Below are 12,227 nucleotides of genomic sequence, written 5' to 3' on the forward strand. Positions count from 1 at the left end.
ACATCCTTGAAGAATTTATCTCGAGAGCCCGCTCGTATGTTCACTGCATTGCCTCATATATCCACACCGCGGCTCCTATTGCGGGCGCTGGAAATGGACCAGGCCGAGACACTGTTCCACCTCGCCAACGGGCCGAAAATCGCCGACAACACGGCGAATATCCCGTCGCCCTACACCCTGGAAACGGCGCAGGGGTTTATTGCCGGGAACGCCGAAAAATACCGCGCGGGTGAGTTGTTGAGCCTGGGTATGCATGTACGTGAAACCGGTGTGTTGATCGGCATCGTCAGCCTGCGACTTAACCCTCGTCATCACTATGGGCAGTTGGGTGGCTGGGTGGCGGCGCACTGTCGCAACCAGGGTTATGCGGCTGAAGCGGCGAGCGCGGTGATGGATTTCGGGTTTGCCGAACTGGGGTTGCAGCGGGTGGGCAGCCAGTGTTTTGGCCGCAATAAGGAATCGGCGCGGGTCATGGAGAAAATCGGCCTGCGTTATGAGGGCTGTATGCGCCAAGCGTTTCTCAAGAACGGCGTGTATGAGGACTTACTCGGCTTCGCCACCGTACGCGGTGACTGGGAGCGCCGAGTGTGACTGGTGCAGTGGACCATGATCGGCGGCGGGTACTCAGTGGTCTTGCCATCGCCACCGCGTTTTCGATTCTCAGCCCCTTTGCGCGCAGTGCCGGGGTTGATTATCCGTTTACCCTTGGCGTGGCATCCGGTGACCCGCTGCCGGATGGTTTTGTGATCTGGACGCGCCTGGCACCGTGGTTTAACGCAGCGGATGGGCGGGGTGGCTTGAGCCGCGCCGTGCCGGTGCGTTGGCGGGTGGCCAGCGATGCGGCGATGCAGCGCATCGTGAAACAGGGTGAGGTCATGGCAACCGAACATTTCGCCCATTCGGTGCATGTCGAGGTGGCGGGGCTGGAGGCGGGCAGGCCGTATTGGTACCAGTTCGAAGGCCTCGGCGCACAGAGCGCGGTGGGCCAGGCGCGCACGACGCCGCCGCTGCAGGCCATGGCGTCGGCACGGCTGGGGTTTGTCTCCTGCTCGCATTGGGAACGCGGTTACTTCAGTGCTTATCGCCACTTGGCGGCGGAGCAACCCGACCTGGTGTTTTTCCTTGGCGACTACATCTACGACAGTTCCCTTGCTGCGGACTCAGGCAAGATCATTCGCCCCCATGGCAGCGGTAATGCCGTGAGCTTGAGCGACTACCGCAACCGTTATGCGCTGTACAAAACCGACCCGGACTTGCAGGCCCTGCACGCCGCAGCGCCGAGCGTGGCGACCTGGGATGATCACGAGGTGCAGAACGACTACGCCAACCGTTGGTCCCAGGACCCGAAGATTCCAGTAACGCAATTTCTCCAGCAACGGGCTGCGGCGTACCAGGCCTTTTACGAACACATGCCGCTGCGCGCCAGCAGCCTGCCCAAAGGTCCGGACATGCGCGTTTACCGACGCCTGGACTACGGCCGGCTGGCGCGTTTCCATGTGTTGGATGGCCGACAGTACCGCTCCGAACAACCCTGCATCCAGGCCAATGGCAGTCATCAGGGGCACATTGCTGCCAACACTTGCGCCGACCTGCGCGACCCCCGTCGCACGATGCTCGGCTGGCAGCAGGAAACCTGGCTTGACCAGGGGTTTGCGCAGTCGAAGGCGCAGTGGAATGTGATCGCTCAGGACTTGCTGGTAGCGCCACTGATCCAGCGCGATTTGACCAGCCACCAGATGGGCCACTGGACAGACGGCTGGGACGGCTACATGGCGAACCGCTCACGCATGCTGGCGTCCATCGAGCGTCATCAGGTAAAGAACCCGGTGTTCTGGGGCGGTGATATCCATTCGTTCTGGACCACCGACCTGCATGCCGACGCCAACAACCCGGACTCGCAGATTGTGGCCACCGAATTCGTCGGCAGCTCAGTGACCTCCGATGGCCCGCCCTTTGAGGCGTTCAGCCAGATCCTGCCGCTCAACCCGCATGTAAAGTTCTTCGACAGTCGACAACGCGGCTATGTGTCGGTGGAGCTGGAGGCTTCGAGCATGCTCACCCACTTTCGCGTGATTACCGACCCGCGTGACCCACAGGCCACCGTGTCGACGCTTAAGTCGTTTGTGGTGGAGCCGGGTCGGCCGGGGGCGATTGCGCTTTAATCCAGGCTATAGCGCACTGACAGCGCGCCTTTTTTCTCCGACAGGCCGAGGATCGTCACCTGGCCCAACTCGCTCAAGGCCTGCACATGTGTACCGCCACAGGCGTAGGCGGGCAATTCGCCAAAGCCCACTTCACGGGTGCCGTCTTCCAGGACCATGTGGCGCGGGTAGTCAGCGGCGATCCATTGGTTGATTTGAGCCTGGAGCGTCTCGGCGTCTATGGCCTGCGCCGCTTGCCCGCGGATAAAGGTGATTTTGCATTCGCCCGGCCAGTGATGAGCCTTGATCGGCATCCAACCCAGGCTTTCACCGGCATTGCCAATCAAGTGCCCCGCGGAGTGCAGGCGCGTGTAAAGGGAGCGGCGTTGCGCATCGACTCGCGCGGTGATCGGGCCGAGTTCCACGGGCTGGCTGACAAAATGCAGCACGCGGTCGGCTTCCTGGGTGACACGCACGACCTGGCTGTCGCCGAGCCAGCCGGTGTCAAACGGTTGCCCGCCACCTTGAGGATGAAAAATCGTTGATTGCAACGTGACGGCAAACTGGCCTTCGTGCGGGGTACAACTCAGCACTTCAAGCTCGGCCGTCAGGTGGTCGTGGGTAAAAAACAGGCGCTCGGTCATTATCTACATCCGCATCAAGGTTCTGTGGGCAGTATAAATAGTGCGCTGATGAGTGATAATCCATTCAAATATCAATGGACCTGTGCGTGATGAGCATCAATCTTCCTTTGCCGTTGCTGGGTGAAATGGCGATTTTCGTCAAAGTGGTGGAAACCGGCAGCTTTTCCGAAGCCGCGCGGCAACTGAGCGTTTCACCCTCGGCGGTAAGTCGCAGTATCTCGCGCCTGGAGCAAGCCCTGGCCACGCGCTTGCTGCAACGCACCACACGCAAGTTACGCTTGAGCGAGGGCGGTGAAGAGGTGTTCAAGCGCTGCCAGGAGATGGTCAACGCGGCGCGTTCGGTGATGGAAGTCAGCGGCCAGTTCACCCATGAAGCCGAGGGCCTGGTGCGGGTCAGCGTACCCAAGGCTGTCGGGCGGTTTGTGGTGCACCCGCATATGCCGGAGTTCTTACGGCGCTATCCCAAGGTCGATGTACAGCTGATCCTTGAGGATCGGCATGTCGACCTGATCGACGACAATGTCGACCTGAGCATCCGCATCACCGATAGCCCACCGCCCGGATTGGTCGGCCGCCAGTTGTTGCCCATTGAACACTTGTTGTGTGCGACGCCGCAGTACCTGGCCGAGCATGGCACGCCAGGCCATCCCCATGACTTGCTGGAGCACAGTTGCATCTACCTCGGTGAAACACCGGGCGATTCACGCTGGAAATTCCGCCAGGGTGGCAAGGCGGTGACGGTGGGCGTGCGCGGGCGGTATGCGGCGAACCACACCGGGGTGCGGCTGGATGCGGTGTTGCAGCATGTGGGGGTTGGCAGTTTGCCGTATTTCACCGCGCGCCATGCTTTGGAAGAGGGGCGTTTGGTGCAGGTATTACCGGAGTGGGATTTTATTGCGTCCTACCATGGCGAGGCGTGGTTGCTGCATTCGCCCACACGGTATCTGCCGCCGAAGCTACGGGTGTTTATTGATTATCTGGTGGAGTGTATGGCGCGTGAGCCGACATTGCGCCGACGGTAGTGGCGGGTGCTGGCTTGTGTGGGAGCTGGCTTGCCTGCGATGACATCGCCTCGGTTTGAACGACCGACCGAGTCGCCTGCATCGCAGGCAAGCCAGCTTCCACAGAAAAACAGTGTGTCAGCCGAGATCAGTGGGTGCTCTGGTCTTGCGGCATTGCCAACAGTTGCTTTTCCTGGTTCCAGTCGAACGGTTCGTCGTTCTGTTCGGCTTCAAAGCGACGTTCTTCCAGGGCCTGGTAAAGGTCCAGTTCGTCGTCCGGCATGAAGTGCAGGCAGTCACCACCGAAAAACCACAGCAGGTCGCGCGGCACCAGGTGGGCAATTTGCGGGTAGCGCAGGATGACCTGGCTCATCAGGTCCTGGCCCAGGTATTGGCTTTCGATCGGATCGATCGGCAGCAGGGCGCGCAACTCGTCGAAACGCTCCATGAACAAAGTGTGGCTTTCCTCGGGCACCTGTTCGGCTTCGCCGACGGCAACCAGGATGCTGCGCAAGTGGTCGAGCAAGACGAGATGATCGGCAACGACGTTGGACACGAGATAAGTCCTCTAAAGCAAAAACGGGCGCGAGAGTATATGCCTCTCGCGCCCGTTTTTATATGACCGCTGGTATCAGCGGACCTTACCCTCAGCCTGGGTCAGCTCTTCCTTGCTGAAATCATCCACGTCGATCACCTTGCGCCGCGCTGCTTCGGCATCGCGCAGGGTTTGCGCTTCGGCCGGTTGCAGCACCCCGGCGTGCAGGGCGGCATCGATGGCATGCTCGCCGGCAGTCGGTTTGACCTGGCCGCTTTTCAACGCGGCATGCAGTTTTTTCTGCAGCGGATGGCTGGCGCCGAGCAGGTCGTAGGCATGTTGCAGGGCGCCGACAGGATCTTCCGCCGATTGCGGGCGATAGCAGCCGGCCAGCAACTCCTCGAGGGTCGGGTCGCCTTTGGCGCGACCGATCACCGCAGCCACTTCAGCGTCCAGTGCATCGGACGGCCCGGTATGACGACGCCCGAACGGGAACACGATAACCCGCAGCAGGCAGCCGAGCACCTTGTTCGGGAAGTTGCTCAGCAGTTCATCCAGCGCACGCTCCGACTCGCCGAGGCTTTCTTCCATGGCCCAGGCGAACAGCGGCTCCAGATGGTCCGGCGAATCCAGGTCGTGATAACGCTTGAGCGCCGCCGACGCCAAATACATATGGCTCAGCACATCGCCCAGGCGCGCCGACAGGCGTTCGCGACGTTTCAATTCACCGCCCAGCAACATCATGCTCAGGTCGGCGAGCAGGGCGAATGCTGCGGCCTGACGGTTCAGCGCGCGGAAGTAACCCTGGCTCAAGCGGTTGCCCGGGGCTTTCTCAAAGTGGCCAACGCCCAGGTTCAGCACCAGCGTGCTGGCGGCATTGCTCACGGCAAAACCGATATGTTGCATCAGCAGGCCATCGAACTCCTTCAGCGCTTGGTCATGGTCTTCACGACCGGCCAGGGCCATTTCCTTGAGCACGAACGGATGGCAGCGAATCGCGCCCTGACCAAAGATCATCAGGTTGCGCGAGAGGATATTCGCGCCTTCCACGGTGATGAAGATCGGCGCGCCTTGCCAGTTGCGCCCCAGGTAGTTGTTCGGGCCCATGATGATGCCCTTGCCGCCGTGTACATCCATGGCGTGGCTGATGCACTCGCGGCCGCGTTCGGTGAGGTGGTATTTGAGGATCGCCGACAGCACCGAGGGTTTCTCCCCCAGGTCCACGGCGTTGGCGGTGAGCATGCGCGCACTGTCCATCAGCCAGGCGTTGCCGCCGATGCGCGCAAGGGCTTCCTGAATACCTTCGAAGGCCGACAGCGGTACGTTGAACTGTTCACGCACCTGGGCATATTGCCCCGTCACCAGGCTGGTGAACTTGGCAGCGCCGGTGCCGACAGCGGGCAGTGAGATCGAGCGGCCCACCGACAGGCAGTTCATCAACATCATCCAGCCCTTGCCGAGCATTTCCTGGCCACCGATGAGGAATTCCAGGGGGATGAACACGTCTTTGCCCGAGTTGGGGCCGTTCATGAAGGCGGCGCCCAGGGGCAGGTGACGACGGCCGATTTCCACGCCGGGGGTGTCGGTCGGGATCAGCGCCAGGCTGATGCCCAGGTCTTCTTTGTCGCCCAGCAGGTGATCCGGGTCATGGGCCTTGAAGGCCAGGCCGAGCAACGTCGCCACCGGGCCGAGGGTGATGTAGCGTTTTTCCCAGTTCAGGCGCAGGCCGAGGGTTTCCTGGCCTTCCCATTCACCTTTGCAGATCACGCCGGTGTCGGGCATGGCGCCGGCGTCGGAGCCGGCCAGTGGGCCAGTCAGCGCAAAGCACGGGATATCATCGCCACGGGCCAGGCGGGGCAGGTAGTGGTTGCGCTGCTCATCGGTGCCGTAATGCAGCAGCAGTTCGGCCGGGCCGAGGGAGTTGGGCACCATTACGGTGGATGCCAGGTCGCCGCTGCGGGTGGCGAGTTTCATTGCAACCTGGGAGTGGGCGTAGGCAGAGAAACCCTTGCCGCCGTATTCCTTGGGAATGATCAGCGCGAAGAAGCCATGGGTCTTGATGTGTTCCCAGGCGGCGGGCGGCAGGTCCATGGCCTGGCCGATCTCCCAGTCGCTGACCATCGCACAGAGCTCTTCGGTGGGGCCGTCGATGAACGCCTGCTCTTCTTCGGTCAGTTGCGCCTTGGGGTAGGCCAGCAACTTGTCCCAGTCAGGGCGACCACTGAACAGTTCGCCGTCCCACCACACGGTGCCGGCATCAATCGCGTCGCGCTCGGTCTCGGACATCGGCGGCAGGACTTTCTGAAACCAGCTGAACAGCGGCTTGGTGAAGTATTGGCGGCGCAGGTCGGGCAGCAGCAAGGGCACGGCGACGACGGCGGTCAACACCCAGAAGATCAGCAGCAGCCAACCCGGTGCGTGGCTCCAGGCGCCCATCGCCAACAGGTAAACGGCGACCACGCCCAGGGCGGGCAGGGGCGCGGTGCGGCGGTGTGCCAGGTAGGCAATGCCGACCACCAGAACCAGTATCCACAACAACAGCATATTCAATCCTCCGTGAAACCAGGGGCGAAACCACCATGGAGCTTAGTCGGCATCCGAAAAAGCGCGGTGATCAGGGTGTAACGAGTTGTACTGGGAGCACCATCACCAGGCCCCGACATTTGGCCGAATCGTCGTTATCTCCACGGCAGACCTGTCGTTACACTCCAGGCTTCCTTCGGAGATAAAGCTCATGGATACGTACCTGAATCCCAGCCGCTTCATCGATAGTGACCACCCTGCGGTGGTGGAGTTCGCCGAAAAACACCGTGGTCCCAGTGCGGATTTACGTGACCAGGCAGTCAGTCTTTATTACGCCGTACGTGAGGCGATTCGCTACAACCCTTACACCTTCAGCCGCGACCCAGGCACCTTGCGCGCCAGCTTCGCCTTGGCGGCCGGTGAAAGTTACTGTGTGCCCAAGGCCACCTTGCTTGCCGCCTGTGCCCGTCACTGCGGTATACCGGCGCGCATCGGTCTGGCGGACGTGCGCAATCACCTGTCGACGCCACGCCTGATCGCGTTGCTCAAAAGTGATGTGTTCGCCATGCACGGCTATACAGAGTTTTACCTGCGCGGCCGTTGGGTCAAGGCTACGCCGGCGTTTAATCAGCAACTGTGCGACGTGTTCGATGTGCCACCGCTGGAATTCGATGGCATTAACGACAGTGTGTTTCACGCGTTCAATCGCCAGGGGCAGCGCTCGATGGAATATGTGCTGGACCACGGGCAGTTTTCCGACGTGCCCGAGGCGTTTTTCTTCGCTCATATTCAGCAGTGTTACCCGCACCTGTTTGCCGAGGATATGCCGATCGTGTTGGCTGACATGCACTCCGATTTAAGCCGCGCGTGAAGCGGCGTATGCTGCTGCGTTCATCAAGCCATGTTCATTCACGATAAGGCGCGGTCATGCTGAAAATCTGGGGTCGTAAAAATTCATCAAACGTCAGGAAAGCACTCTGGTGCGCCGAGGAACTCGGCCTGGACTATGAAGCGATTGATGCGGGCGGGGCTTTTGGTGTGGTCGACACGCCGCAATACCGAGCGCTGAACCCCAATGGCCGGGTGCCGATGATCGAAGATGGCGACTTTGTGCTGTGGGAGTCCAACACCATCGTGCGTTACCTCTGCGCCAAGCAGGCGTCGAGCTGGTACCCGAGCGACCTGAAAGCGCGGGCCAATGCCGAAAAATGGATGGACTGGACCACTTCGACCCTCGCTGAGCCATTCAAGGCCGTGTTCTGGGGCATCCTGCGCACTCCCGCAGACAAGCAGAACTGGGACAGCATCAATGCCGGGCGCCAGGCCTGTATCGATGCCTTGAGCACCGTGGACAAAACGCTGGCGACGCAACCTTACCTGTCTGGCACTGCGATCGGCATGGGCGACATCCCCTTGGGCAGCTTTATCTACGCCTGGTTTGAAATGCCTATCGAACGGCCTGCAATGCCCCATCTAGAGGCCTGGTACCAGCGCCTTAAGGAACGCCCGGCCTACCGCAAAGCCGTGATGACTGCGTTGACTTAATACCTACTATTAATACGGGTGACTGTACTTGTGCGGCGCAGGCAAGCACCATGCCTGTCATGCGCCGCCGTTGAACTACCTGGGCCGCGCCCTCATCTATTCTTTCTATTCCCTTCTTTGGTGCGTATTCCGATATGAGTTCCGCTCTGTCCATCCGGCAGCTAACCAAAACCTACGGCAACGGTTTCCAGGCCCTGAGTGGTATCGATCTGGACGTTGCCGAAGGTGACTTTTTCGCCTTGCTCGGCCCCAACGGTGCCGGCAAATCCACCACCATTGGTATCCTCTCGACCCTGGTCAACAAGACCAGCGGCACGGTGAATATCTTTGGGCATGACCTGGACAAATCCCCGGCGGCGCTCAAACGTTCCATCGGCGTGGTGCCCCAGGAGTTCAACTTCAACCAGTTCGAAAAGACCTTCGACATCGTTGTAACTCAGGCGGGCTACTACGGCATCCCGGCTAAAATCGCCAAGGAACGCGCCGAGCAGTACCTCACTCAGCTGGGCCTGTGGGACAAGCGTGACGTGCCTTCGCGCTCGTTGTCCGGCGGCATGAAGCGCCGCCTGATGATCGCCCGCGCGCTGGTGCATGAGCCGCGCCTGCTGATCCTCGATGAGCCGACCGCGGGCGTGGACATTGAACTGCGTCGATCGATGTGGGCCTTCCTCACCGAGCTGAACGAGAAGGGCATCACCATCATCCTCACCACCCATTATCTGGAAGAGGCTGAGCAACTGTGCCGCAACATCGGCATCATCGACCACGGCACCATCGTCGAGAACACCAGCATGCGTAACCTGCTGGGCCAGTTGCATGTGGAAACCTTCCTGCTTGACCTGAAAAACAACCTGTCGGTGGCGCCGCAACTGCTCGGCTACCCGAGCCGCCTGGTGGACGACCACACCCTGGAAGTCCAGGTGGACAAGGCCATGGGCATCACTGCGCTGTTCACCCAGTTGGCGGCCCAGAACATTGAAGTGCTGAGCCTGCGTAATAAAACCAATCGCCTTGAGGAGTTGTTCGTGTCCCTGGTGGAGAAAAATCTGGCGAAGGTGGCGGTATGAGTTCCGAACTGCAACCCAATATTGTCGCGCTGCAGACCATCGTTTACCGCGAGGTGAAGCGCTTTACCCGGATCTGGCCGCAGACGCTGCTGCCGCCGGCGATCACCATGGTCCTGTACTTCGTGATCTTCGGTAACCTGATCGGCCGCCAGATCGGCGACATGGGTGGCTTCACGTACATGGAGTACATCGTGCCGGGCCTGATCATGATGTCGGTGATCACCAACTCCTACGGCAATGTGGTCTCCAGTTTCTTCGGCAGCAAGTTCCAGCGCTCCATCGAAGAACTGATGGTGTCGCCGGTGTCGCCCCACACCATTCTGATCGGCTACACCCTGGGTGGCGTGCTGCGTGGCTTGATGGTCGGCGTGATCGTGACCTTGCTGTCATTGTTCTTCACCCACCTGCAGGTGCATCACCTTGGGGTCACCCTGCTGGTGGTCGTACTGACGGCGACGATCTTCTCGCTGCTGGGGTTTATCAACGCCGTATTTGCGCGCAATTTCGATGATATTTCGATTATCCCGACGTTCGTGCTGACGCCGCTGACCTATCTGGGCGGGGTGTTCTACTCCATCACCTTGCTGCCGCCGTTCTGGCAGACCGTGTCGCTGGCCAACCCGGTGTTGCACATGGTCAACGCCTTCCGCTACGGCATCCTGGGCGTATCGGATATCAAGATCAGCGTGGCGATCACCTTCATGCTGGTGGCCACCGTGGTGCTGTATGTCAGTTGTGCGCGGTTGCTGGTGAGCGGGCGCGGGATGCGTACGTAAGCTGCGATCACACACGGATAAAAAATGTGGGAGGGGGCTTGCTCCCGATGGCAGTGGGTCAGTCAACCTATTCAGTGACTGGTCCATCCTCATCGGGAGCAAGCCCCCTCCCACATTGGGTTTTGTGCAGGATCTTCAGGCGTTCAGTGCCAACTCAATCAGCGCGTGCAGCTCTTGTACCGTCAACGGTGCGGTTGAGAACAGAATGCGAAACACCGTCGGCGCCGCCAGCAGGTTGATCAGATGGTCCACGCTCGGCGGCGGTGGTGTGGCGCCTTGGTAGCGATCGACAATCGTCTGCAGCTGCCCGCTCAGGATGCTGACGCAGTACCCCGGGGTCACGCTGCACTGCACGTCACGCATCATGTTGCGACCCGGTTCTGAGCTCATTTCATCCAGGTATTGCTCGGCCCAGGCGTGCAGGTCACCGCGAAGGGTGCCGGTGTTGGCCGGCTCGCTGTCCGGGCGCATACGGGCCAGGGCCACATCAGCCAGCAGCACGGAAAGGTCGCCCCAGCGCCGGTAGATCGTCGAGGGCGTCACGCCCGCGCGCGCAGCAATCATCGGCACGGTAACGCTGGAACGCTCATGGGCCTCCAGCAGTTCGCGCGCGGCGTTATGCACTGATTCTTGTACCCGGGCACTACGGCCTCCCGGGCGGAGGCCTTCTTTTATCGCCATGCGTAAAACCTTAACACAAAGAATTTGCTTTAAGCGCTTGCCAGTAGCACACTCCGCAAAAGCAAAATATTAGCTTTAGCGGAGTGTGCTTATGTCTAGCGTCATGTCTCAACGTTCCAGCCTGGCGTTCCTGGTCATCACAATGTTGACCTTCCTCGCTGCGTCCAGCGCGCCTACTCCGCTGTATCAGGTTTACCAGGACAGCCTGCATTTCTCCGCGGCCATGCTGACGGTGATTTTCGGCGTTTACGCGGTGAGCCTGTTAGCGGCGTTATTGACCGTGGGTTCGCTGTCGGATTACCTGGGGCGCAAGCCGGTGATCTTCGTCGCACTGATCCTGAATATGCTGGCGATGCTGCTGTTTATCAACGCTGACAGCACCGCCTACTTGATTGCCGCCCGCGCGTTGCAAGGTTTCGCGACAGGCACGGCAACGGCGGTGCTGAGTGCCACGCTGCTGGACACCGACCGTTTGCGCGGCCCAATGCTCAATAGCCTGGCGCCACTCCTGGGCATGGCCAGTGGCGGCCTGGGCAGCGGCTTGCTCGTGGAATTCGCACCACGCCCGACTCAATTGGTTTACTTCACACTGCTGGGGTTGATGGCTCTTCAGGTGGTCTGCATTTTACGCTTGCCCGAAACCGTCAGCCGCATACCCGGTGCCTTGAAGTCGTTGGCGCCGACCCTGCATGTGCCGGAGCAAGCGCGCCGTGCCTTGTGGCTGGCGATGCCGCTGAATGTGGCGGTGTGGTCGCTGGGCGGGTTCTTTTCATCCCTGGCCCCTTCGCTCGTGCGGGCTGCGACCGGTTCGACCTCGCACCTGATTGGCGGCGGACTGGTGGCAGTCGTAACCCTGAGTGGCGCGGTAATGATTTACAGCCTGCGCGCGCGTGCGGCAGACAAGATCATGCGGCTGTCGGCGGTCTTGTTGGCGGCGGGTGTGGCGTTGCTGCTGGTCGCCGTGCAGAGTGCCAGTCTGTGGCTGTTTTTTGTCGCCAGTGTCATCGCAGGCTTGGGTTTCGGCGGCGGGTTCATGGGCAGTGTGCGCAGTATCGTGGGGTTGGCGCTGCCCCATGAACGGGCGGGCTTGATGTCTGCGTTTTACGTATTGAGCTACCTGGCGTTCTGCGTGCCGGCGCTGTTGGCGGGTAACCTTAGCCGGGTGTTTGGCCTCATCGCCACCACCGATGGCTACGGCGCCGTGCTGATTGTGCTGGCCCTCAGTGCGCTGGTCGGTTTGATGTTGCAGGATTCGGGGCGAGCCAGAACTGCGGTATAGGAAATATCGCTATATCGGTAAAACAGATAACAGTT

At 60.5% G+C, this 12,227-nt stretch carries 12 protein-coding genes; 8 read left to right on the top strand and 4 right to left on the bottom strand.

The window, feature by feature from the left end:
* Window positions 1-36: 36 nt before the first annotated feature.
* On the top strand, window positions 37-591 hold the full coding sequence (locus A7J50_RS10000; RefSeq protein WP_064451647.1) for a GNAT family N-acetyltransferase: 555 nt from the start codon (window positions 37-39) through the stop codon (window positions 589-591).
* Window positions 588-2,162 (top strand): alkaline phosphatase D family protein, encoded by a 1,575-nt coding sequence (locus A7J50_RS10005; protein WP_064451648.1) that lies wholly within the window; start codon window positions 588-590, stop codon window positions 2,160-2,162. Before A7J50_RS10000 ends, A7J50_RS10005 begins: the two co-directional genes overlap by 4 nt.
* On the opposite strand, the gene A7J50_RS10010 is transcribed toward A7J50_RS10005, so the two are convergent.
* Complete coding sequence (locus A7J50_RS10010) at window positions 2,159-2,785, bottom strand: hypothetical protein (RefSeq protein ID WP_064451649.1); 627 nt, start codon at window positions 2,783-2,785, stop codon at window positions 2,159-2,161. The genes A7J50_RS10005 and A7J50_RS10010 overlap by 4 nt on opposite strands.
* Window positions 2,786-2,874: 89 nt before the next feature.
* Here A7J50_RS10010 and A7J50_RS10015 point away from each other — a divergent pair, with 89 nt between their 5' ends.
* Window positions 2,875-3,807, top strand: a complete 933-nt coding sequence (locus A7J50_RS10015; RefSeq protein ID WP_064454891.1) for a LysR family transcriptional regulator — start codon at window positions 2,875-2,877, stop codon at window positions 3,805-3,807.
* Window positions 3,808-3,934: 127 nt separating this feature from the next.
* On the opposite strand, the gene A7J50_RS10020 is transcribed toward A7J50_RS10015, so the two are convergent.
* Window positions 3,935-4,342: a PA2817 family protein gene (locus A7J50_RS10020; protein WP_064451650.1), complete on the bottom strand. Its 408-nt coding sequence runs from the start codon at window positions 4,340-4,342 to the stop codon at window positions 3,935-3,937.
* Between the two features lie 75 nt (window positions 4,343-4,417).
* Complete coding sequence (locus A7J50_RS10025; protein WP_064451651.1) at window positions 4,418-6,865, bottom strand: acyl-CoA dehydrogenase; 2,448 nt, start codon at window positions 6,863-6,865, stop codon at window positions 4,418-4,420.
* 190 nt (window positions 6,866-7,055) lie between these two features.
* Between A7J50_RS10025 and A7J50_RS10030 the strand changes: the two genes are divergently transcribed.
* The 4 genes from A7J50_RS10030 to A7J50_RS10045 all read left to right on the top strand — a co-directional run bounded on the left by A7J50_RS10030 (window position 7,056) and on the right by A7J50_RS10045 (window position 10,232).
* A complete protein-coding gene (locus tag A7J50_RS10030; protein WP_064451652.1) occupies window positions 7,056-7,715 on the top strand; it encodes a transglutaminase-like domain-containing protein in 660 nt (219 codons plus the stop codon).
* Window positions 7,716-7,771: 56 nt separating this feature from the next.
* The gene (locus A7J50_RS10035) at window positions 7,772-8,389 is read left to right on the top strand and encodes a glutathione S-transferase family protein (protein WP_064451653.1); all 618 of its coding nucleotides are present in this window, start codon (window positions 7,772-7,774) and stop codon (window positions 8,387-8,389) included.
* A 134-nt stretch (window positions 8,390-8,523) separates the two neighbouring features.
* Window positions 8,524-9,456, top strand: coding sequence for an ABC transporter ATP-binding protein (locus tag A7J50_RS10040; RefSeq protein ID WP_064451654.1), 933 nt, complete (start codon window positions 8,524-8,526; stop codon window positions 9,454-9,456).
* Window positions 9,453-10,232, top strand: coding sequence for an ABC transporter permease (locus tag A7J50_RS10045; protein WP_064451655.1), 780 nt, complete (start codon window positions 9,453-9,455; stop codon window positions 10,230-10,232). The genes A7J50_RS10040 and A7J50_RS10045 overlap by 4 nt, the downstream gene beginning before the upstream one ends.
* Before the next feature lie 135 nt (window positions 10,233-10,367).
* Here A7J50_RS10045 and A7J50_RS10050 read toward each other — a convergent pair whose 3' ends face one another.
* Complete coding sequence (locus A7J50_RS10050; protein ID WP_064451656.1) at window positions 10,368-10,913, bottom strand: TetR/AcrR family transcriptional regulator; 546 nt, start codon at window positions 10,911-10,913, stop codon at window positions 10,368-10,370.
* Window positions 10,914-11,004: 91 nt separating this feature from the next.
* Here A7J50_RS10050 and A7J50_RS10055 point away from each other — a divergent pair, with 91 nt between their 5' ends.
* On the top strand, window positions 11,005-12,192 hold the full coding sequence (locus A7J50_RS10055) for an MFS transporter (protein WP_064451657.1): 1,188 nt from the start codon (window positions 11,005-11,007) through the stop codon (window positions 12,190-12,192).
* Window positions 12,193-12,227 lie beyond the last annotated feature (35 nt).

It is taken from the genome of Pseudomonas antarctica (assembly GCF_001647715.1).
Taxonomy (GTDB): Bacteria; Pseudomonadota; Gammaproteobacteria; order Pseudomonadales; family Pseudomonadaceae; genus Aquipseudomonas; species Aquipseudomonas antarctica_A.

Coding starts and splice junctions, on each gene's coding strand:
- A7J50_RS10045 (WP_064451655.1), top strand. CDS start 9,453: ATGAGTTCCGAACTGCAACCCAATATTGTCGCGCTGCAGACCATCGTT.
- A7J50_RS10025 (WP_064451651.1), bottom strand. CDS start 6,865: ATGCTGTTGTTGTGGATACTGGTTCTGGTGGTCGGCATTGCCTACCTG.
- A7J50_RS10000 (WP_064451647.1), top strand. CDS start 37: ATGTTCACTGCATTGCCTCATATATCCACACCGCGGCTCCTATTGCGG.
- A7J50_RS10040 (WP_064451654.1), top strand. CDS start 8,524: ATGAGTTCCGCTCTGTCCATCCGGCAGCTAACCAAAACCTACGGCAAC.
- A7J50_RS10030 (WP_064451652.1), top strand. CDS start 7,056: ATGGATACGTACCTGAATCCCAGCCGCTTCATCGATAGTGACCACCCT.
- A7J50_RS10035 (WP_064451653.1), top strand. CDS start 7,772: ATGCTGAAAATCTGGGGTCGTAAAAATTCATCAAACGTCAGGAAAGCA.
- A7J50_RS10015 (WP_064454891.1), top strand. CDS start 2,875: ATGAGCATCAATCTTCCTTTGCCGTTGCTGGGTGAAATGGCGATTTTC.
- A7J50_RS10055 (WP_064451657.1), top strand. CDS start 11,005: ATGTCTAGCGTCATGTCTCAACGTTCCAGCCTGGCGTTCCTGGTCATC.
- A7J50_RS10010 (WP_064451649.1), bottom strand. CDS start 2,785: ATGACCGAGCGCCTGTTTTTTACCCACGACCACCTGACGGCCGAGCTT.
- A7J50_RS10050 (WP_064451656.1), bottom strand. CDS start 10,913: ATGGCGATAAAAGAAGGCCTCCGCCCGGGAGGCCGTAGTGCCCGGGTA.